The sequence below is a fragment of the Limimaricola sp. G21655-S1 genome (assembly GCF_027213785.1).
Classification (GTDB): Bacteria; Pseudomonadota; Alphaproteobacteria; order Rhodobacterales; family Rhodobacteraceae; genus Limimaricola.
The window spans coordinates 81,454-101,305 of record NZ_JAPWGO010000013.1; the positions used below are offsets into that span (position 1 = coordinate 81,454).

Below are 19,852 nucleotides of genomic sequence, written 5' to 3' on the forward strand. Positions count from 1 at the left end.
CTCTGCGCCGCCCATATAGGGACCAGCCCGAAACAGCGGAGACCCGCCATGCAATCGAGAAACAAGATCTTCGACGATCTGTCGCAGCTGATGACCAACGCGATGGGCGTGGCGCAGGGTGCGAAGGACGAGGCCAACAACGCCATGAAGTCGATGCTCGACCGCTGGCTGGCCGACCGCGACCTCGTGACCCGCGAGGAGTTCGACGCGGTGCGCGCGATGGCGCAGAAGGCGCGCGAGGAAAACGAGGCGCTCAAGGCCCGGATCGCGGCGCTGGAGACCAAGACCTCGAACTGACCGCTCAGCCGGTCTTCGAGATGTGAAAGGGGCGGCCCGCCGGGGCCGCCCCTTCGCCTGTCAGGCCTCGAAGCTTTCGAGATAGGCCGCGAGGATGTCGCGGGCCGCTTCGAGATCGGTGCGGTCGACCATCTCGGTCACGGTGTGGATGTAGCGGGTGCCGACCACGATGCCCACGGCGCGGGCGCCCGCCGCCGCCTGCTGCGCCGCCGCGCCGTCCTGACCGCCTGCGGCCAGCATGGTGCGCTGGAACGGGATGCCCTTGTCCTGCGCCAGCTTCTCGATCTCGGCGACGAGGCCGCGATCGGCGATGAAGCTGCTGTCGCGCACATGCAGGCCGAAGCCCTTGCCCTGCACCGTGGTGCGGTCCTTGTCCGGCACGCCGGGGGTGTCGCAGGCCAGCGTCGTGTCGACGCCGATGCCGATATCGGGGCGCACCTTGTAGGCGGCGGTGCGGGCGCCGCGCAGGCCGACTTCCTCCTGCGTGGTGAAGACCACGTGGATCTCGGCGCCGCGGCCCTTATCGGCCAGCTGGCGGATCGCCTCGATGCCGAGCCAGCAGGCGACGCGGTTGTCGAGCGCCTTGGAGACGAACTTCTCACCCATTTCGAGGAACGGCTCGTCCATCACCACCATGTCGCCGATCTTCACCTTGTCGGCGGCGGCCTTGCCGAGGCCGGTGTCGATGTAGAACTCGCCCAGTTCGGGCACCTTCTTGCGGTCCTCGGCCGAGGAGATGTGCAGCGGCTTGCCGCCCGGGTTCATCACCCCCTTGATGTCGCCCTGATCGGTGCAGACCAGCACCCGGCGCGAGAACAGGTTGCGCGGGTCGAAGCCGCCGACCGGCTGCAGCCACACGAAGCCCTTTTCGTCGACGTGGCTGACGAGAAACCCGATCTCGTCCATGTGACACAGCAGCATGATCTTCGGCGCACCTTCGGTGGCCGCGTCACGGCGGCAGATCAGGCTGCCCATCGGATCGGTCTCGACATGGTCGAACAGGCCTTCGATCTCGGTGGTGATCAGGTCGCGGACACGGTGTTCGTGGCCCGGCACGCCGGGCATCTCGCACAGGCGCTTCAAGAGGTCGGTGTTCATCGCAGTCTCCCGTTTTGCGGCGGAGGCTGACGCAGCACGCGACCGGGTGCAACGCCCGTCGTGACGGCAGCGTGCCCCTGCGGAACCGCCAGGAGCCGATTCGGTTATCCACAAGAAATGTCGGGAGTGATTCTCGAATCGGTCGAATCGGGGGGATTATCCCCAAGAAACGACTTTACAGCGACTCGGTCGAGACTCACCATATACACTCGAAGCCAAGCGGGTGGAAGAACCCCTGCCGCCGCATCCGAGACGGGCCTCCGCGTACCCGTCGCCGCAAAGAAAAGAGGCCGTCATGGCGCTGTCAGAGTCCTATCTCGACGACGAGATCCACCCGATCGACCTGGTCGAGCAGGTTGCCGACCTGCACGAATGGGCGGTCGAACGGGTGGCCGAGGATCAGATCGCGATGACGCTCAAGGGGCAGTGGCGTGATTACGCGGTGACGCTGGCCTGGCAGCCCGCCGACGAAACGCTGCGGCTGGCCTGCATGTTCGAGATGGAGCCGCCAGAGCCACGGCTGCCGCAGATCCACGACCTCATCAACCGCATCAACGACCGTTGCTGGGCCGGCGGCTTCACCTGGTGGGGCGCGCAGGGAATGATGGCCTATCGCTATGGGCTGGTATTGTCCGGCGGCCAGATCGCGGGTCCCGAGCAGGTCGATACGATGATCCACACGGCCTTCAACGCCTGCGAACGCTACTACCCGGCCTTCCAGCTCGTGTCCTGGGCGCATCGTGACCCGGCCGCTGCAATGCAGATCGCCATCGCCGAGGCCTACGGCCGGGCCTGATCGGAAGCCCCGTTCAGAACCATTGCCCGGGTTCGATCAGCCCCAGATCGAGAAGCTGTTGTGACCGCCAGGCGAAAGGCGTGGCGCCGGGCCAGTCGAAACCGTCGATCGCCTCGCGCGTGGCGGGGTTGCGGCGCAGCGCCTTCGCGGTGCGAAACGAGGCGGTCGCCGCCGTGGGCGAGCGGTGCCACGGGCATTGCAGCGTGTTGTATTCCGCTTGGTTGAACCGGTGATCTGCACCGAGCCTGAGGCCCGGGGCCGTGCGGAACAGCGCGATCCGCAGGATCTGCCGCCGGTCGGCGGGCACGTGTTGCTCGAGGCGCCAGCGCAGCCCGCCGTGGATTTCGGGCTGCCGCTCCATCAACCGGCCCTGCGCGTCATAGCGATCGCGCGCGTAATAGCCGATCCGGTCGAGATGCGCGGCCGCGCATGTGACGCCGGTCGGGTGGGCCTCGAGATCGGCGGCGAAGAGATCGAGCGTGACGCAGGGCACGCTGTCGCGCCGCTCCTCGGCCACGAAGGCGCAAAGATCGGCCACCCCGCGATGCTCGGAGAACGGGAAGAACAGGTATTCGGCATTGTAGCAGTAGAACAGCCACTGGCCCGGCGCCGCGGCAGCGATCACGGCGTTGACGAGATCGGCGCAGGCGCCGTCGCGGCGCGTCTCTCCGCGCACCCAGTCGAGGCGGGGATCCGAAAGATCGGGCCGCGGCAGATCATCGGGGGCGATGGCCACGACCTGCGAGAAACCCAAGTCGAGGTGGTGGCGCAGCGTGCTTTCGACCTCGATGCCATCCTCGATCAGAACCAGCGCGACTGGCCCCGAGGAGCCATGCCGCGCCTTGCGCAGCGCCGCCGCGAACCGCTCGATGCCGTCATGCTCCATTGCCGTCTCCCGCCGTTCGCCCACAGGGATGGCGGGGGCGGGGCGACATTGCAAGATGCCGGGCTTTGGCTTAGACCCGGCCCCTGATCTCGCAAAGGATGGCCGCGATGGACCAGGCGCCCAAGAAGCTCTTCATCAAGACCTATGGCTGTCAGATGAACGTCTATGACAGCGAGCGCATGGCCGAGGCGCTGGGCGGGTCGGGCTACGTCACCACCGAGACGGCGGACGAGGCCGACATGGTGCTCCTCAACACCTGTCACATCCGCGAGAAGGCTGCCGAAAAGGTCTATTCCGATCTGGGGCGGCTGCGTCCGCTCAAGGAGGCCAAACCCGGCCTGAAGATCGGCGTCGCCGGCTGCGTCGCGCAGGCCGAGGGCGAGGAGATCCTGAACCGGATGCCGCTCGTCGATCTCGTGGTGGGTCCACAGAGCTATCACCGTCTGCCCGAGATGGAAGCCCGGGTCGGGCAGGGCGGTCGTGCCGTCGACACGGATTTTCCCGAAGACGACAAGTTCGCGGCGCTGAAATCCCGGCCCAAAGCCAAGCGCGGTCCGACCGCCTTTCTCACCGTGCAGGAGGGCTGCGACAAATTCTGTGCGTTTTGCGTGGTGCCCTACACCCGCGGCGCCGAAGTCAGCCGCCCGGCCGATCGCATCGTCGCCGAGGCGCGCGGGCTGGTCGAGGCCGGGGTTCGCGAGATCACGCTGCTCGGCCAGAACGTCAATGCCTGGCATGGCGATCTGAACGGGGCCGAGGGCGGTCTCGCGGCGCTGGTGGGCCAGCTCGCGGCGATCGACGGGTTGGAGCGGATTCGCTACACCACCTCGCATCCCAACGACATGGACGAGGCGCTGATCGCGGCGCATGGCAACGAGGCCAAGCTGATGCCCTATCTGCACCTGCCGGTGCAGTCGGGCTCGGACCGGATCCTCAAGGCGATGAATCGCAAGCACACGGCCGAGCAGTATCTGCGGCTGATCGAACGGATTCGCGCGGCGCGGCCCGACATCCTGCTGACCTCGGATTTCATCGTCGGCTTTCCCGGTGAGACCGATGCCGATTTCGAGGCGACGATGCAGCTCGTGCGCGAGGTCCGCTATGGCTCGGCCTTTTCGTTCAAGTATTCGCCGCGTCCCGGCACCCCGGCCGCCGAACGCAAGGTCCAGGTCGAGCCGGCGGTGATGGATGAGCGGCTGCAACGGTTGCAGGGCCTGCTCGGCGAGCAGCAGCGTGCCGCGCAGCAGGCGATGGTCGGCCGCGAGACCACGGTGCTGTTCGAAAAGCCGGGGCGGCTGCCCGGGCAGATGGTCGGCAAGTCCGAGCATCTCTTTGCCGTGCATGTGGACGCGCCCGAGACGCGGCGCGGCGACATTGCCCGGGTTCGCATCACCGCCTCGGGGCCGAACTCCCTGGCAGGCGAGCTTCTGGAATAAGCGTCGGGCGAATCAAGCCCCCTTCGTCATGAATGCGGCGGAAGCAAGGCGCGTTCAGTGACTCGGCACGCCCCAAGGGCGAATGGGTTGCCCGCATCGTGACAATGCCAAGGTTGCCGCATCTACTGTTGTCATAGTTCTCGGCAATTTACTGCCGAGGCCTTCCCAAGTGCTCGATCTGCATTAACACTCCTGCATCAGACCGCCTCCCAGCTGCCGGAGGAGGGGTTCGACGGTATGAGTTCGGGAAGGAAAAACAATTGGCCTCATTCATCAAAGCTAAGCTGCGCGCCGCGGTCGGGGGGATCGTCGCGGGCGGGCTGGCGCTCGGAGCGTTGAGCGTGCCGGCCGCGGCGCAGGATCCCCGGATCGTCGATGCCGAACGCTACAGTCCGAACATCTGGATCGACCCCGACGGTTGCGAGCATTGGGCCATGGATGACGGAGCCGAAGGCTATATGGGCCCGCGGCGGCGCCGTGACGGCAGCCCGGTCTGCCACCGGTCCGAGATCTGCGGCGTGGTGCCGACCGACACGCTCTTTGCCACCGATCGCTACGATATCTCGGCCGCGGGTCGCGAGCGGCTGCGCCAGTTCTTCACCCAGGCGAACGCCTTCGGTTTCCTGATCTACGGTCATACCGACAGCCGCGCGAGCGACGAGTACAACATCACCCTGTCCGACAACCGCGCCCGCGCGGTCGCCAGCGTGGCGCAGGGGGTCGGTGCCCGTGTCGTCGATGTGCGCGGCTTCGGGGAGCGCAAGCCCAAGGCGTCGAACGCGACCGCCGCCGGCATGCAGACAAACCGCCGCGTCGAAATCTACTGCCTGCGCTGAGGAGCGAGACATGACCATTCTCAAGAGTTTCGCGATCCTCGGCCTGCTGGGTTCCGCGGCCGCCTGCACGCCGATCGGGCCGGACAAGACCGCCGATCGCGGCATCAACTCGCATGATCTGTCGACGATGGTCGCCGGGATCTGGGTCGATCCCGATGGCTGCGACCACTGGATCATCGATGACGGGTTCGAAGGCTACATGAGCGAGCGCCTGACCCCCGACGGGCTGCCGGTCTGTTCCGGCGTGGCGCAGCCCGGCGTCGCGGTGGGCCCGTTCAAGGATGGCTCGCCGATCCCCGATCCCCTCTGACGAAGAAGGCGCTCGAACGCCCGGAAAACGGGCGCCGGAGCGGGGCCGTGCCAGAAGGCGCGGCCCTTTTCGTGCGAATGGTCGGAAACGTGATCCGGGCTTGCGCGTTTTCTTTCAGGTGCCCATGTGATGCGCTTGCGCGGCCAGCCGCGAATTGCGACCATCGGGTTGCCGCTCGGCACCATCCGGCATGAGGAGTCCTGCTTGTCCATCGCCACCCCGACCGAGACCGTACTCGAGTTTCCGAACAATTTCCTGCTGATAGATCTTTGTGGTGAACACGATCGCCACATCGCGGCGATCGAGGAGCGGCTGGGTGTGCAGATCCTGCGGCGCGGCAACCGCCTGTCGGTGATCGGCGAGGAAGAGGCGGGTGCCGACGCGGCGCGCGTGCTTCGCGCTCTCTATGCCCGGCTCGAGGCCGGGCGCGCCGTGGAGCCCGGCGACGTGGATCGCGAATTGCGCATGGGCAGCCTCGAACCCGCCGGCACCGGCGAAGCCGACCAGATCGACCTGTTCAAGGCCGACCCGGCCGCCGAGCGCATCGAGATCAAGACCCGCCGCAAGCTCGTCGAGCCGCGCACCGAGGCGCAGAAGGCCTATGTGCGTTCGCTGTTCGACAACGAGCTGTGCTTCGGCATCGGCCCTGCCGGCACCGGCAAGACCTATCTGGCGGTCGCGGTGGGCGTCTCGATGTTCCTGCAGGGCCATGTCGACAAGATCATCCTGTCGCGCCCGGCGGTCGAGGCGGGCGAGAAGCTCGGCTACCTGCCCGGCGACATGAAGGAGAAGGTCGATCCCTACATGCAGCCGCTCTACGACGCGCTGAACGATTTCCTGCCCGGCAAGCAGGCCTCCAAGATGATGGAGGAAAAGGTGATCGAGATCGCGCCGCTGGCCTTCATGCGCGGCCGCACCCTGTCCCGCGCCTTCGTGGTTCTCGACGAAGCGCAGAACGCCACGACGATGCAGATGAAGATGTTCCTGACCCGTCTGGGCGAGGGCTCGCGCATGGTGATCACCGGCGACCGCAGCCAGGTCGACCTGCCGCGCGGCGTGACCTCGGGTCTGCATGACGCCGAGCGACTGCTCAAGGGCATCCCGAAGATCAGTTTCAACTACTTCACCTCGAAGGACGTGGTGCGCCACCCGCTGGTCGCCGCGATCATCGATGCCTACGAAGCCGATGGCGCCGCGTAAACCGGCCCGGCCGCCATTGGTCGACTGCCTGATCGAGGATCACCGCTGGGAGGCCGCCGGTCTTGAAGCGCTGGCCGAGGCCGCCTGCGCGACGGCGCTGCGCGGCGTCGGGCTCGATCCCGCGGGTTTCGAGATCAGCCTGCTGGGGTGTTCCGATGCGCGGATCGCCGATCTCAACGCCGATTTCCGGGGAAAGCCCAAGCCCACCAACGTGCTGAGCTGGCCCTCCGACGAGCGCGGCGCGGCGCGGCCTGGCGCACGTCCGGCGCCGCCGCGGCGCGATTCGATGGGACCGACCGAGTTGGGCGATATCGCCATCGCCTGGGAGACCTGTACCCGCGAAGCCGAGGCGAGCGGGCGGACAACCGCCGATCACGTGACGCATCTGTTGGTGCATGGGACCCTGCATCTGCTGGGCTATGACCATGAAACCGACGCCGATGCGGCGCTGATGGAAGGTCTCGAGACGGAGATACTTGGCAAGATGGGGGTGGCAGACCCATATGCCGCAACAGAGGCAGCACCGGAAGGAGACGATGGGCGACGCGTTTGACACGGCCGAAGCGGGACAGACCCGCGACGGCGACGGAGATGGTCCCGAGGGGCCAAGTAGCGTCACCGCCGAGAATGGCGGAGGGCGCGGTTTCTTCAGCCGCATCATCGGGGTGCTCAATCCCCCCGAGACGGACCTGCCGCCGATAGAGGCGCCGCGCAGCTTTGCGCAGGTGCTGCCGGTTCCGGGGATGCTCAATCTGCGCCGGATGCGGGTCGAGGACGTGATGGTGCCCAAGGCGGACATCACGGCGGTGCCCGTCACCATTCCGATGGAAGAGCTGGTCGAGGTGTTCCGCGAAAGCGGCCTCACCCGCATTCCGGTTTTCGACGGCACGCTCGATACGCCGATCGGGCTCGTTAATCTCAAGGATTTCGCGCTCAAGTTCTGCTTCGTGCCGGAGCGGCCCGATTTCAGCCTGCGCGATATGCTGCGATCGCTGCTCTACGTTCCGCCCTCGATGCCGCTGGGCGTGCTTCTGCAGAAGATGCAGACCGAGCGGATCCACATGGCGCTGGTGATCGACGAATATGGTGGCACGGACGGCCTCGTCACCATCGAGGATCTGATCGAAACCGTGGTCGGCGAGATCGAGGACGAGCACGATGTCGACGAGGCGCAGAGCTTTCTGCGCGAGAAGCCCGGGGTCTGGCTGGCGCTCGCGCGCACGCCGCTCGAAACCTTCGAACGGGCGATCGGCATGGACCTCACCGATCACGAAGAGATCGATGAGGAGGAGATCGACAGCCTCGGCGGCCTGGTGTCGATGCTGGCGGGTCACGTTCCCGCGCGCGGCGAGGTGATCGAACACCCGGCCGGCATCGAGTTCGAGGTGATCGATGCCGACCCGCGCCGCATCAAGCGGCTCCGCATCCGCCTTCCCGAGAGCCGGGACGCCTGAGCGGATGAGTGCGGCCAGCTTGCGGTCCGGGGCCCGCCCCGCCGTGCGGCGCATGGCGGCGCGGCCGTGGTCGCGGGCTGCGATGGCCGGTTTCGCGGGCGTGGCAGGGGCGCTGGGCCTCGCGCCTTGGGGGGCGTGGTGGCTGACGCTGCCGGCGATCCTTCTCGTTCTGGTGCTGCGCCGCCACGACGCGACGCGGGGCGGCGCCTTTTTGACCGGTTGGGCCTTCGGCGCGGGCTGGTTCGGGCTCGGTCTGTCCTGGATCGTCGAGCCCTTTTTCGTGGATGCCGCACGTGATGGCTGGATGGCGCCCTTCGCGGTGGTGCTGCTCTGCGGCGGGTTGGCGCTGTTCTGGGGTGCGGTCTTTGCAATCGCGCATCGTCGAAGCGCGGCCCTGCTCGTGGCGCTCTGGGTCGCGGCGGAGATGGCGCGCGGCGTGGTCTTCACCGGCTTTCCCTGGGCGATGCCGGGACATGTCTTCATCGGTACGCCGGTGGCGCAGCTCGCAGCGCTGGGCGGCGCGCCGCTTCTGACCCTGATTGCGCTGGGCCTGCCGGCGGTCGCGCTTTCCATCGGGCGCAGCTTCTGGCTTGCGGTGCCGGTGCTGGCTTGTGCCGGGGCATGGGTCGTGCTCGATCCCGGCCCGGCGCCGGCCCCGTCCCCCGATGCCCCCATCGTGAGGTTGGTGCAGCCCAACGCGGTGCAGTCGCTGAAATGGGACCCGGACTGGGCGCCCGTGTTTCACGACCGGTTGATGTCCCTCACGGCAGACGGCCCCGTGCCAGACTTGGTGGTCTGGCCGGAAACGGCGCTGCCATGGCTTCTGGATCAGTCGGAGGCCGCCTTGGCCGAGGGTGTGGTGGCGGCGCGCGGAGCGCCACTGGCGCTGGGCATCCAGCGGCGCGAAGCCGCGCGCTACTACAATTCCGCCATCGTCCTGGACGGGGAGGGGCGGATCGCCTCGCTCTACGACAAAACACATCTCGTACCGTTCGGCGAATACATCCCCTTTGGCGAGGTGGCGGCGCGCTTCGGCATCCATGGTCTCGCGGCGAGCGAGGGCGGCGGTTACACGCCCGGCCCCGGGCTGCATCCGGTCGCTGTGCCGGGGATCGGGCTGGCGTTGCCGCTGATCTGCTACGAGGGGATCTTCGCGCGAGAGATCAACGCGGTTGCGGCGACCGGGGCGCTGCGGCCTCGGCTGATGCTCCTGATGACCAATGACGCCTGGTTCGGCACCCTGTCGGGGCCCTATCAGCACTTCGCACAGGCCCGGCTGCGCGCGATCGAGCAGCGCATGCCGATGGCGCGGGTCGCCAATACCGGCGTGTCGGGCATGATTGATGCCCAAGGCCGGGTGACAGCGCGGATCGGGCTGGGCGAGACCGGGGCGCTGGATGCGGCGCTCCCGCCGCGCGGTGTCGCGCCCGCCTATGCACGCTGGGGCGATGGGCCGATGCTGGCGATGCTGATGGCGCTGGGACTGGCAGGTATGCGTCGGAAACGGCTTGACCGGGACCGGGCCGGGGCGTAGCGAAGCCGGATTCCCGGCACAACGGCTTCCTGGCGTGTCGGGCGAATTTCAATGGAGCGCCTCTTCATGTCCCGCCAGAACTACATCTTCACCTCCGAATCGGTGTCCGAAGGCCATCCCGACAAGGTCTGCGACCGGATCTCCGACGCGGTGCTCGACGCGCTGCTGGCCGAGGAGCCGGAGGCGCGCGTCGCCTGCGAGACCTTCGCCACCACCAACCGCGTCATCGTCGGCGGAGAGATCGGCCTGCGGGATCGGGACCGTCTCGAGACGGTGCTCGGCGGGGTCGAGGGCATCGTACGCGACTGCATCCGCGACATCGGCTACGAGCAGGACGCCTTCCATCATCGCGATGTCGAGGTGACCAACCTGCTGCATGCGCAATCGGCGCATATCGCCCAAGGCGTCGACGCCGCCGAGGGCAAGGAAGAGGGCGCGGGCGATCAGGGCATCATGTTCGGCTATGCCTGCCGCGAGACGCCCGAATTGATGCCGGCACCGATCCACTACGCGCATCGCGTGCTCAAGCGGCTGACCGAAGCGCGCAAATCCGGCGCCGAGCCGACGCTGCGCCCCGATGCCAAGAGCCAGATATCGCTGCGCTACGAGAACGGCATGCCGGTCGGCGTCACCTCGATCGTGCTCTCGACCCAGCATTCCGACGAGGGCCAGACCAGCGCCGAAATTCGCGAGATCGTCGAGCCCTATATCCGCGAGGTGCTGCCGCAGGGCTGGATCACGCCCGAGACCGAATGGTGGGTGAATCCCACCGGCCGCTTCGTGATCGGCGGACCGGACGGCGACGCAGGCCTCACCGGTCGCAAGATCATCGTCGACACCTATGGCGGCGCTGCGCCGCATGGCGGCGGCGCCTTCTCGGGCAAGGATCCGACCAAGGTCGACCGCTCGGCCGCCTATGCCGCGCGCTACCTCGCCAAGAACGTGGTCGCCGCGGGACTGGCGGAGCGCTGCACGATCCAGCTCTCCTACGCGATCGGTGTCGCCCGGCCGCTGTCGATCTATGCCGACACCCATGGCACGGGCGAGGTCGCCAACGCGGCGATCGAGCGCGCCGTGGCGCAGGCGATGGACCTGACGCCGCGCGGCATCCGCACCCATCTCGGGCTGAACCGTCCGATCTATGCCCGCACCGCCGCCTATGGCCATTTCGGCCGCGCCCCCGAAGCGGATGGCGGGTTCTCCTGGGAGCGTACCGATCTTGGCGAGGCGCTCAAGCGGGGGCTGTAAGGGCGGCACCCGGCTCTGCTAGGGGGCGCTTGGGAATGGGCCTTCCATTTGCATATTTGGAAAAGGATGAACCATGTGGCACGCTCCCCTTGGTCCATTTCCCCATAGATGCGCATGGCGACCGGCCGGGGCGCCCGCGCGCCGATGGGGATGTTGCGCGCTGGCGCGACCCGCGCTAACCCGCGCGCCATGACAAAAGGCTCACACCCCACCGGCGCCCCTTGGCGCAACTTCTATGGCCGGATTCACGGCAAGACCCTGCGCCCGACGCAGAAGGACCATCTCGAGCACGATCTCGACGCGCTCTCGCCCGGCCCGGTGGGCTGGGACGTGAACCCCGAACGCGAAAAGCTCGACCTCGCGAAGCGGTTCGGCGACAGGCCGGTCTGGCTCGAGGTCGGCTTCGGCGGCGGCGAGCACCTCGTGCATATGGCGAAATCCTACCCCGATGTCGCGATCATCGGCGCCGAGCCCTTCATCAACGGCGTGGCGATGCTGCTGGGCAAGATCCGCGACGCCGAGGTGGACAACATTGCCGTGCATCCGGGCGATGTGCGCGACCTGTTCGACGTGCTGCCCGATGGCCGCGTCGAGAAGGCCTTCCTGAACTATCCCGATCCCTGGCCCAAGGCACGGCACCATCGTCGGCGCTTCGTGACGCAGGAGCACCTTGCGCCGCTGTTCCGGGTGCTGTCGCCGGGCGCCGAGTTCCGCGTGGCGACGGACATTCCCGACTATGTGCGCCAGACGCTCGAGGAAGTGCCCGTCGCGGGGTTCGAACGCGTCGATCATCCCGACGATCAGGCCTGGAGCGACTGGCCCTCGACCCGCTACGAGCAAAAGGCCCTGCGCGAGGGGCGGCGTCCGCACTACCTGACCTTCCGCCGGCCGTGAGGCTTCGGCCGGGCGTATTGCGTATTTGAGGAACAAAGTGGCCATGGGCGTGGACCATGCCTCGGCGTCGGTCTAGGAACGCAGGCGATCAACTCACGAGGTGCCCCGATGTCCGGCCATGGCGATCCGATCCCGATGATGTCCCAGCGCGGACCCGCCCTCACGGGCGAGGCGCATGTGCCCGGCGACAAGTCGATCAGCCACCGCAGCCTGATCCTCGGTGCGCTTTCGGTGGGCGAAACGGTGATCGAGGGGCTGCTCGAGGGGCAGGACGTGATCGACACCGCGAAGGCGATGCGCGCCTTCGGCGCCGAGGTCACCGATCACGGCGGGGGCCGCTGGTCGGTGCATGGTGTCGGTGTCGGCGGCTTTGCCGAGCCCGCAGGCGTGATCGATTGCGGCAATTCGGGTACCGGCGTACGGCTGATCATGGGGGCGATGGCCACCACGCCGATTACCGTGACTTTCACCGGTGACGCCTCGCTCTGCTCGCGTCCGATGGGCCGCGTCACCGACCCGCTGGCGCTGTTCGGTGCGAAGGCCGAAGGGCGCGAAGGCGGGCGGTTGCCGATGACGATCACCGGCGTGCGCGATCCGATGCCGGTGCGCTATACCGTGCCGGTGCCCTCGGCACAGGTGAAGTCGGCGGTGCTGCTGGCGGGTCTCAACGCGCCCGGCAAGACCGTGGTGATCGAGAAGGAGGCCACCCGCGACCATACCGAGCGGATGCTTGCGGGGTTCGGCGCCGAGATCACTGTCGAGGAGACCGAGGAGGGTCGGGTGATCACGCTCACCGGCCAGCCGGAGCTGAAGCCGCAGCACATCGTGGTACCGCGCGACCCCAGCTCCGCGGCCTTTCCGGTTTGCGCCGCCCTGATCGCCGAAGGCTCGGACGTGCTGGTGCCCAATATCGGACTGAACCCGACCCGCGCCGGGCTGTTCGAGACGCTGCGCGAGATGGGGGCCGACCTGACCTATGAGAACCCGCGCGAGGAGGGCGGCGAGCCGGTGGCCGATCTGCGCGCGCGTTTCTCTCCGAACATGAAGGGCATCGAGGTGCCGCCCGCGCGCGCCGCGAGCATGATCGACGAATACCCGGTGCTCTCGGTCGTCGCGGCCTTTGCCGAAGGCCCGACCGTGATGCGCGGCGTGCGTGAGTTGCGGGTCAAGGAAAGCGACCGGATCGACGCCATGGCGCAGGGGCTGCGCGCCGCCGGCATCGAGGTCGAGGAGGGCGAGGATTGGTGGATCGTGCATGGGCGCGGCCATGGCAGCGTCCCCGGCGGCGCCACGGTGGAGAGCCGCCTCGATCACCGCATCGCCATGTCCTTCCTCGTGATGGGGCTGGCCACGAACGAGCCGATGCGGGTCGATGACGGCGGGCCGATCGCCACCTCCTTCCCGGTGTTCGAGCCGCTGATGACGGGCCTCGGGGCCCGGGTGGCGCGGGCATGATCTTCACCGTCGCCATCGATGGCCCCGCCGCCGCGGGCAAGGGCACCGTCGGGCGCGCGGTCGCCGCGCATTTCGGCTTTGCCCATCTCGACACCGGCTTGCTCTATCGGGCGGTCGGCGCGCTGGTCCGCGAAGGCGCGGAGCCGGTGGCCGCGGCGCGCGGTCTCGTGCCCGAGGCGCTGGAAAAGCCCGGCCTCAGGAGCCCCGAGGTCGCGCAGGCGGCCAGCGAGGTTGCGGCGATCGGTGAGGTGCGCGCGGCGCTGCTCGATTTTCAGCGTGGCTTTGCCCGGCGCGAGGGCGGCGCGGTGCTCGACGGGCGCGACATCGGCACGGTGATCTGCCCCGAGGCCGAGGTAAAGCTCTTCGTTACCGCCAGCGCCGAGGCTCGGGCCGGTCGTCGGCTGGCGGAACTGGTCGAGGCCGGGCATGCGGCGAACTTCGACAGCGTCCTCGCCGACGTGCAAGCGCGCGACGCGCGAGATTCGGAGCGGGCCACGGCGCCGCTGCGGCCGGCGGATGATGCGCATCTGCTCGATACCTCGGAGCTCGACGTGGCGCAGGCCGTCGCCGCTGCCATCGCGAAGGTCTCCGCTGCCCTCGGTCGATAGCGGGGGCGGCGTGGCCGCGCCCTGCGGCTGGGAGCCTCGGCCCGGGCGGCCCGGCAGGGCGGGGGCACGCATCGGTGCAAGAGGGTGTGGCCCTGCCGCTTGATCCGAAGGCCGGTTCGCTCTATAGACGCGAGCGTCGAGGGGCGGTGCGTATTGCGCGCGAGCAGGACGAGACAGGGTCGGAATTTCCGGCCCCGGTCGCGTTGGACGCCCTTTCGGCAAGCCGAAATCCAAAGACCGGCGGAGACAACCGCCTGGCCCGTATAGCGACTTACAAAGGAAAAACTGACCGCATGTGCGCTAAAGCATCCATGGAGGAATTCGAAGCCCTCCTGAACGAAAGCTTCGAAATCGACACGCCGTCCGAAGGCAGCGTCGTCAAGGGCCGCGTTCTCGCCATCGAGGCGGGCCAGGCCATCATCGATGTCGGCTACAAGATGGAAGGCCGCATCGATCTCAAGGAATTCGCCAACCCTGGCGAGCAGGCCGATCTGAAGCCCGGCGACGAGGTCGAGGTGTTCCTCCGCCAGGTCGAGAACGCCCGCGGCGAAGCCGTCATCTCGCGTGAGATGGCCCGCCGTGAAGAGGCGTGGGACCGTCTCGAGAAGGCCTATGCCGACGAGGAGCGCGTCGAGGGCGCCATCTTCGGCCGCGTCAAGGGTGGCTTCACCGTCGATCTCGGCGGCGCCGTGGCCTTCCTGCCCGGCTCCCAGGTCGATGTGCGCCCCGTGCGCGACGCCGGCCCGCTCATGGGTCTCAAGCAGCCGTTCCAGATCCTCAAGATGGACCGCCGCCGTGGCAACATCGTGGTTTCGCGTCGCGCGATCCTCGAAGAGAGCCGCGCCGAGCAGCGTGCCGAGGTCATCGCCAACCTGCACGAAGGCCAGACGGTCGACGGCGTGGTCAAGAACATCACCGAATACGGTGCGTTCGTCGATCTCGGCGGCGTCGACGGCCTGCTGCACGTCACCGACATGGCGTGGCGCCGCGTGAACCACCCCTCGGAGATCCTGTCGATCGGCGAGACCGTCAAGGTCCAGGTCATCAAGATCAACAAGGAAACCCACCGCATCAGCCTCGGCATGAAGCAGCTGCAGGACGATCCGTGGGATTCGGTGGAAGCCAAGTTCCCGATCGAGAGCGTGCACACCGGCCGCGTGACCAACATCACCGACTACGGCGCCTTCGTGGAGCTGGAGCCGGGCGTCGAGGGTCTGGTCCACGTCTCCGAGATGAGCTGGACCAAGAAGAACGTGCACCCCGGCAAGATCGTCTCCACCTCGCAGGAAGTGGAAGTGATGGTGCTCGAGATCGATAGCGCCAAGCGCCGCGTCTCGCTCGGCCTGAAGCAGACCCAGCGCAACCCGTGGGAAGTCTTCGCCGAGACGCACCCCGAGGGCACCGAGGTCGAGGGCGAGGTGAAGAACATCACCGAGTTCGGCCTGTTCGTCGGCCTTCCGGGCGACATCGACGGCATGGTTCACCTCTCGGACCTGACCTGGGAAGGTCGTGGCGAGGACGTGATCGGCGACTTCCGCAAGGGCGACGTCGTGAAGGCCAAGGTCACCGAGGTCGACATCGAGAAGGAGCGCATCTCGCTCTCGATCAAGGCGATGGACGGCGACCCGTTCGCGGATGCCATCGGCGGCGTGAAGCGCGGCTCGATCATCACCGTCGAGGTGACCAAGATCGAGGATGGCGGCATCGAGGTGACCTATGAGGGCATGAAGTCCTTCATCCGTCGCTCGGACCTGTCGCGCGACCGCGCCGAGCAGCGCCCCGAGCGTTTCGGCGTCGGCGACAAGGTCGATGTCCGCGTCACCAACGTCGACAGCAAGACCCGCAAGCTGGGCCTGTCGATCAAGGCGCGCGAGATCGCCGAAGAGAAAGAAGCGGTCGAGCAGTACGGCTCCTCCGATTCGGGCGCCTCGCTGGGCGACATCCTTGGCGCCGCCCTCAAGGGCGACCGCTGAGCCCGACCGGGGCCCTCACGGGCCCCGGACAGCTCTTCGGCCCCGTCGCCCCACCCGGGCGGCGGGGTCTTTTCGTGAACGGAGCTTCAAAAGCGTACCCTTGATTTACCAGACTATTTATCGGAACCCGGAGAGGGCCTATAGTCTTGAGGTCACAGCCTCGTGACGTCCAGCACCCGCAGGGCGAAGCAGGCAGGGGGAGGCCCGCTCATGATTCGATCCGAACTGATCCAGAAGATCGCGGACGAGAATCCGCATCTCTACCAACGCGACGTCGAAAAAATCGTGAACACCATATTCGACCGGATCACCCAGGCCATGGCCGAGGGCAACCGCGTCGAACTGCGCGGTTTCGGGGCTTTTTCGGTCAAGAAACGCGACCAGCGGCTAGGCCGCAACCCTCGCACCGGCGAGGCGGTCGAGGTCGAGGAAAAACACGTCCCCTTCTTCAAGACCGGCAAGCTGTTGCGCGACCGGCTAAACGGGAAATAGAACCACCACATGAGAGCTCTCCGCACCGCCTTCTGGGGCATCGTCGCCATCTGTCTCGTCATCCTCGGCCTCGCCAATCGTGGCATGGTCACGCTGCGGGTGCTGCCCGAGGGGCTGAGCGGGCTGTTCGGCGTCTCGCCCGACATCGACATGCCGCTCTATGCCGTGATCCTGATCGGCGTGGCACTCGGCCTGATGATCGGCTTCCTGTGGGAATGGCTGCGCGAGCACCGGCACCGCGCCGAGGCCCGCAAGCGCGCCCGCGAAGTGAATCGGCTCGAGCGCGAGGTCGACCGACTGCGTCACGAGAAGCACGAGGGTCAGGACGAGGTGCTCGCGCTGGTCGATCGTCCGGCGACGCCCGCCCGCGCCTGATCATGCCCGTCTCCGTCAAGATCTGCGGCCTGTCCGACAGGGCCGGGCTCGACGCCGCCGTGGCGGCGGGCGCGCGCTATGTGGGTTTCGTCTTCTTCGCGAAATCACCGCGCGCGGTGAGCGTCGAGCAGGCCGCCGAGCTGGCCGTCGAGGTGCCGCCAGGCATCGCCAAGGTGGCGCTGGTGGTCGATGCCGACGATGCCATGCTCGACGAGATCGTGGCTCGTGTGCCGCTCGACATGCTTCAGTTGCATGGCCGCGAGACACCGGAGCGCGTGGCCGAGATCCGCGCGCGTCACGGGCTGCCGGTGATGAAGGCGGTCGGGGTGGCCTCCGAGGCGGACCTGCCCGCGCTCGATACCTATGCCGCGGTGGCTGACCAGATCCTCGTCGATGCGAAGGCTCCGAAGGACGCGGCCCTGCCGGGGGGCAACGGGTTGGCCTTCGACTGGCGGCTGATCGCCGGGCGGCGCTGGCCGGTGCCGTGGATGCTGGCCGGCGGGCTGACGCCGGACAACCTCGCCGAGGCCGTGGCCCGGACCGGGGCGCGCCAGCTCGACGTCTCTTCCGGGGTGGAGCGCGCGCCGGGCGTCAAGGACGCGGCCCGGATCCGCGCCTTTCTCGACGCCGCGCGCGGTTGAGCGCAATAGATTGCGCTGCCCCCTCGGCTGCCCTACATGCCGTCCATGAGCAAAACCGTCGATCACGAGCGTGAGAAGGCCCGGCTGCGCCGGCAGATGCGGGCCATGACCGGCGGATCTCCCCGCCTGCATGGGCTGACCGAGCGATTGATGGCGGATCGCGCGCGCTGGATCCGCATCCCGGCGGGGCTGTTCCTGATTCTCGGCGGTCTCGCGGCGATCCTGCCGCTCTTCGGCCTGTGGATGCTGCCGATCGGGCTGGCGCTTCTGGCGGTGGACCTGCCGATGCTGCGACCAGGCGTCAACACCGCGCTGATCCGCGGTCGTCGCTGGAGCGAGGGCATGCTGCGGCGCTGGCGCGACCGCGGCGACGAATGACCGCCAAGGCCCTTTACCGTCAGGCATGGCAGGGGTAGTCCGGGAGCCGAACGCGAGGAGGCCCAGCGCATGGCGGACGATCTCATCAACAGCTTCATGGCCGGGCCCGACGAGGGCGGCCGCTTCGGACAGTTCGGCGGGCGCTTCGTCTCCGAGACGCTGATGCCGCTGATCCTGTCGCTCGAAGCGGAATACGACAAGGCCAAGACCGACCCGAGCTTCTGGGCCGAGATGGACGACCTGTGGACCCATTACGTGGGCCGTCCCAGCCCGCTCTACTTCGCAGAGCGGCTGAGCGAGCATCTTGGCGGCGCCAAGATTTATCTCAAGCGCGACGAGCTGAACCACACCGGCGCGCACAAGATCAACAACGTGCTTGGCCAGATCATCCTTGCCCGCCGCATGGGCAAGACCCGGATCATCGCCGAGACCGGCGCCGGCCAGCACGGCGTGGCGACCGCGACCGTCTGCGCCAAGTTCGGCCTGAAATGCGTGGTCTACATGGGTGCGCATGACGTCGAGCGTCAGGCGCCCAACGTATTCCGGATGCGGCTTCTGGGGGCCGAGGTGGTGCCCGTCACCTCCGGGCGCGGCACCCTCAAGGACGCGATGAACGACGCGCTGCGCGATTGGGTCACCAATGTGCGCGACACCTTCTACTGCATCGGCACGGTGGCGGGGCCGCATCCCTATCCGGCGATGGTGCGCGATTTCCAGTCGATCATCGGCAAGGAAGTCCGCGAACAGATGCAGGTCGCCGAGGGGCGTCTGCCCGACACGCTGATCGCCGCGATCGGCGGCGGCTCGAACGCGATGGGGCTGTTCTTCCCGTTCCTCGACGATCGCGAGGTCAACATCATCGGCGTCGAGGCCGGCGGCAAGGGCGTGTCCGACAAGATGGAGCACTGCGCTTCGCTGATCGGCGGCCGTCCCGGCGTGCTGCACGGGAACAAGACCTATCTGCTGCAGGATGATGACGGGCAGATCCTCGAGGGTCACTCGATCTCGGCCGGTCTCGACTATCCCGGGATCGGTCCGGAGCATGCCTGGCTGCACGAGATCGGCCGCGCGAAATACGTCTCGATCACCGACATGGAGGCGCTCGAGGCGTTCAAGCTCTCCTGCGCGCTCGAAGGCATCATTCCGGCCTTGGAGCCGAGCCATGCGCTGGCCCACGTGATGAAGATCGCGCCCGAACTGCCCCGGGACCACCTTCTGGTGATGAACATGTGTGGCCGTGGCGACAAGGACATCTTCACCGTCGCGAAGCATTTGGGCGTTGATATCGCGACCTGATCTGGCGCTCCTCACGTTTATGTGATCGTTCGCCGTTGAACGGAGTCCTTCGACGACACGTTGGGCGGCGAACTCACAATTCGAGAGGACACGACATGCTGAACAAACTGAGTGCCACCCTCGCGACCACCGCTTTCGTTCTCGGCGCTTCGACCGCTGTGGCGCAGAGCATTCCCTTTGCCGAGGTCGATGCCAACGAAGACATGATGCTCTCCAACGAGGAGCTGGTCGCGGCCTTCGGTGAAGACGGCGCGATGATCCTCATGGAGGATGACACGGATGGCGACGGCATGCTGAGCGTGCAGGAAATTCGTGTCGCCACCAACATGGATGCGACCATGGAACCGGAGATGCGCGCCGAGTCCGACGATTCCGAGGATCCGGATTACCGTGACACCACCGAGTCGCCGATCCAGACCAACGACACCGAGACCGAGGGCTTCATCGAAGAAGGTGAAGATGGCGACGGCGACGCTGGCGACGAAGACGACGGCCAGTAAGCGTCACTTCCCTTCAACACTGCTGCGGGGCGCGGGGGGGGCGGGGGGGGGGGGGGCGGGGTGGTGGGGGGGGGGGGGGGGGGGGGGGGGCCCGGGGGGGGGCCCCGCCCCCGGGGGGGGGGGGAGCGCCCCCCGCGGGGCGGGG

22 protein-coding genes and 1 riboswitch are annotated in these 19,852 nt (G+C 67.4%); of the genes, 20 read left to right on the top strand and 2 right to left on the bottom strand.

Going from position 1 to position 19,852, the window contains the following annotated elements; all coding sequences use genetic code 11:
- The first annotated feature begins 48 nt into the window (after window positions 1-48).
- Complete coding sequence (locus O4G76_RS13555; protein WP_085897110.1) at window positions 49-297, top strand: accessory factor UbiK family protein; 249 nt, start codon at window positions 49-51, stop codon at window positions 295-297.
- A 60-nt stretch (window positions 298-357) separates the two neighbouring features.
- Here the strand turns inward: O4G76_RS13555 and O4G76_RS13560 are convergent, their stop codons facing one another.
- Window positions 358-1,395: a M42 family metallopeptidase gene (locus O4G76_RS13560; RefSeq protein WP_269397833.1), complete on the bottom strand. Its 1,038-nt coding sequence runs from the start codon at window positions 1,393-1,395 to the stop codon at window positions 358-360.
- Window positions 1,396-1,690: 295 nt separating this feature from the next.
- Between O4G76_RS13560 and O4G76_RS13565 the strand changes: the two genes are divergently transcribed.
- Complete coding sequence (locus O4G76_RS13565) at window positions 1,691-2,191, top strand: YbjN domain-containing protein (RefSeq protein WP_269397834.1); 501 nt, start codon at window positions 1,691-1,693, stop codon at window positions 2,189-2,191.
- Window positions 2,192-2,204: 13 nt separating this feature from the next.
- Here O4G76_RS13565 and O4G76_RS13570 read toward each other — a convergent pair whose 3' ends face one another.
- Window positions 2,205-3,077: a glycosyltransferase family 2 protein gene (locus tag O4G76_RS13570; protein ID WP_269397835.1), complete on the bottom strand. Its 873-nt coding sequence runs from the start codon at window positions 3,075-3,077 to the stop codon at window positions 2,205-2,207.
- Window positions 3,078-3,184: 107 nt separating this feature from the next.
- Here O4G76_RS13570 and miaB point away from each other — a divergent pair, with 107 nt between their 5' ends.
- From miaB to O4G76_RS13660, 18 genes are all read left to right on the top strand, one after another.
- Window positions 3,185-4,513, top strand: coding sequence for a tRNA (N6-isopentenyl adenosine(37)-C2)-methylthiotransferase MiaB (gene miaB, locus O4G76_RS13575; protein WP_269397836.1), 1,329 nt, complete (start codon window positions 3,185-3,187; stop codon window positions 4,511-4,513).
- A 260-nt stretch (window positions 4,514-4,773) separates the two neighbouring features.
- Window positions 4,774-5,349, top strand: a complete 576-nt coding sequence (locus O4G76_RS13580; RefSeq protein ID WP_373568038.1) for an OmpA family protein — start codon at window positions 4,774-4,776, stop codon at window positions 5,347-5,349.
- A gap of 10 nt (window positions 5,350-5,359) precedes the next feature.
- Window positions 5,360-5,659: a hypothetical protein gene (locus tag O4G76_RS13585; RefSeq protein ID WP_085897103.1), complete on the top strand. Its 300-nt coding sequence runs from the start codon at window positions 5,360-5,362 to the stop codon at window positions 5,657-5,659.
- A 210-nt stretch (window positions 5,660-5,869) separates the two neighbouring features.
- Window positions 5,870-6,859: a PhoH family protein gene (locus O4G76_RS13590; RefSeq protein WP_269397868.1), complete on the top strand. Its 990-nt coding sequence runs from the start codon at window positions 5,870-5,872 to the stop codon at window positions 6,857-6,859.
- Entirely contained in the window at window positions 6,846-7,412 is a 567-nt protein-coding gene (ybeY, locus tag O4G76_RS13595; protein ID WP_269397837.1) for an rRNA maturation RNase YbeY, read from the top strand. The genes O4G76_RS13590 and ybeY overlap by 14 nt, the downstream gene beginning before the upstream one ends.
- Window positions 7,396-8,313 (top strand): transporter associated domain-containing protein, encoded by a 918-nt coding sequence (locus tag O4G76_RS13600; protein ID WP_269397838.1) that lies wholly within the window; start codon window positions 7,396-7,398, stop codon window positions 8,311-8,313. Before ybeY ends, O4G76_RS13600 begins: the two co-directional genes overlap by 17 nt.
- A gap of 52 nt (window positions 8,314-8,365) precedes the next feature.
- Window positions 8,366-9,847: an apolipoprotein N-acyltransferase gene (gene lnt, locus O4G76_RS13605; protein WP_269397839.1), complete on the top strand. Its 1,482-nt coding sequence runs from the start codon at window positions 8,366-8,368 to the stop codon at window positions 9,845-9,847.
- Window positions 9,848-9,857: 10 nt separating this feature from the next.
- Window positions 9,858-9,906, top strand: a riboswitch (SAM-SAH riboswitch).
- A 7-nt stretch (window positions 9,907-9,913) separates the two neighbouring features.
- The gene (gene metK / locus O4G76_RS13610; RefSeq protein WP_269397840.1) at window positions 9,914-11,095 is read left to right on the top strand and encodes a methionine adenosyltransferase; all 1,182 of its coding nucleotides are present in this window, start codon (window positions 9,914-9,916) and stop codon (window positions 11,093-11,095) included.
- Between the two features lie 189 nt (window positions 11,096-11,284).
- Window positions 11,285-11,989, top strand: coding sequence for a tRNA (guanosine(46)-N(7))-methyltransferase TrmB (locus tag O4G76_RS13615; protein WP_269397841.1), 705 nt, complete (start codon window positions 11,285-11,287; stop codon window positions 11,987-11,989).
- A gap of 108 nt (window positions 11,990-12,097) precedes the next feature.
- The gene (gene aroA, locus O4G76_RS13620; RefSeq protein WP_269397842.1) at window positions 12,098-13,444 is read left to right on the top strand and encodes a 3-phosphoshikimate 1-carboxyvinyltransferase; all 1,347 of its coding nucleotides are present in this window, start codon (window positions 12,098-12,100) and stop codon (window positions 13,442-13,444) included.
- Window positions 13,441-14,052: a d(CMP) kinase gene (locus O4G76_RS13625; RefSeq protein WP_269397843.1), complete on the top strand. Its 612-nt coding sequence runs from the start codon at window positions 13,441-13,443 to the stop codon at window positions 14,050-14,052. The genes aroA and O4G76_RS13625 overlap by 4 nt, the downstream gene beginning before the upstream one ends.
- Before the next feature lie 293 nt (window positions 14,053-14,345).
- The gene (rpsA, locus tag O4G76_RS13630) at window positions 14,346-16,025 is read left to right on the top strand and encodes a 30S ribosomal protein S1 (RefSeq protein WP_269397844.1); all 1,680 of its coding nucleotides are present in this window, start codon (window positions 14,346-14,348) and stop codon (window positions 16,023-16,025) included.
- A 210-nt stretch (window positions 16,026-16,235) separates the two neighbouring features.
- Window positions 16,236-16,517 (top strand): integration host factor subunit beta, encoded by a 282-nt coding sequence (ihfB, locus tag O4G76_RS13635; protein WP_085897095.1) that lies wholly within the window; start codon window positions 16,236-16,238, stop codon window positions 16,515-16,517.
- A 9-nt stretch (window positions 16,518-16,526) separates the two neighbouring features.
- The gene (locus O4G76_RS13640; protein ID WP_085897094.1) at window positions 16,527-16,892 is read left to right on the top strand and encodes a lipopolysaccharide assembly protein LapA domain-containing protein; all 366 of its coding nucleotides are present in this window, start codon (window positions 16,527-16,529) and stop codon (window positions 16,890-16,892) included.
- A gap of 2 nt (window positions 16,893-16,894) precedes the next feature.
- A complete protein-coding gene (locus O4G76_RS13645) occupies window positions 16,895-17,533 on the top strand; it encodes a phosphoribosylanthranilate isomerase (protein WP_269397845.1) in 639 nt (212 codons plus the stop codon).
- A gap of 45 nt (window positions 17,534-17,578) precedes the next feature.
- Window positions 17,579-17,911, top strand: a complete 333-nt coding sequence (locus tag O4G76_RS13650; protein WP_269397846.1) for a tryptophan synthase subunit beta — start codon at window positions 17,579-17,581, stop codon at window positions 17,909-17,911.
- A gap of 69 nt (window positions 17,912-17,980) precedes the next feature.
- On the top strand, window positions 17,981-19,207 hold the full coding sequence (trpB, locus tag O4G76_RS13655) for a tryptophan synthase subunit beta (RefSeq protein ID WP_269397847.1): 1,227 nt from the start codon (window positions 17,981-17,983) through the stop codon (window positions 19,205-19,207).
- 95 nt (window positions 19,208-19,302) lie between these two features.
- Window positions 19,303-19,707 carry a hypothetical protein gene (locus O4G76_RS13660; RefSeq protein ID WP_269397848.1) on the top strand — a complete coding sequence of 135 codons (405 nt, stop codon included), beginning with the start codon at window positions 19,303-19,305 and terminating at the stop codon, window positions 19,705-19,707.
- Window positions 19,708-19,852: the final 145 nt, after the last annotated feature.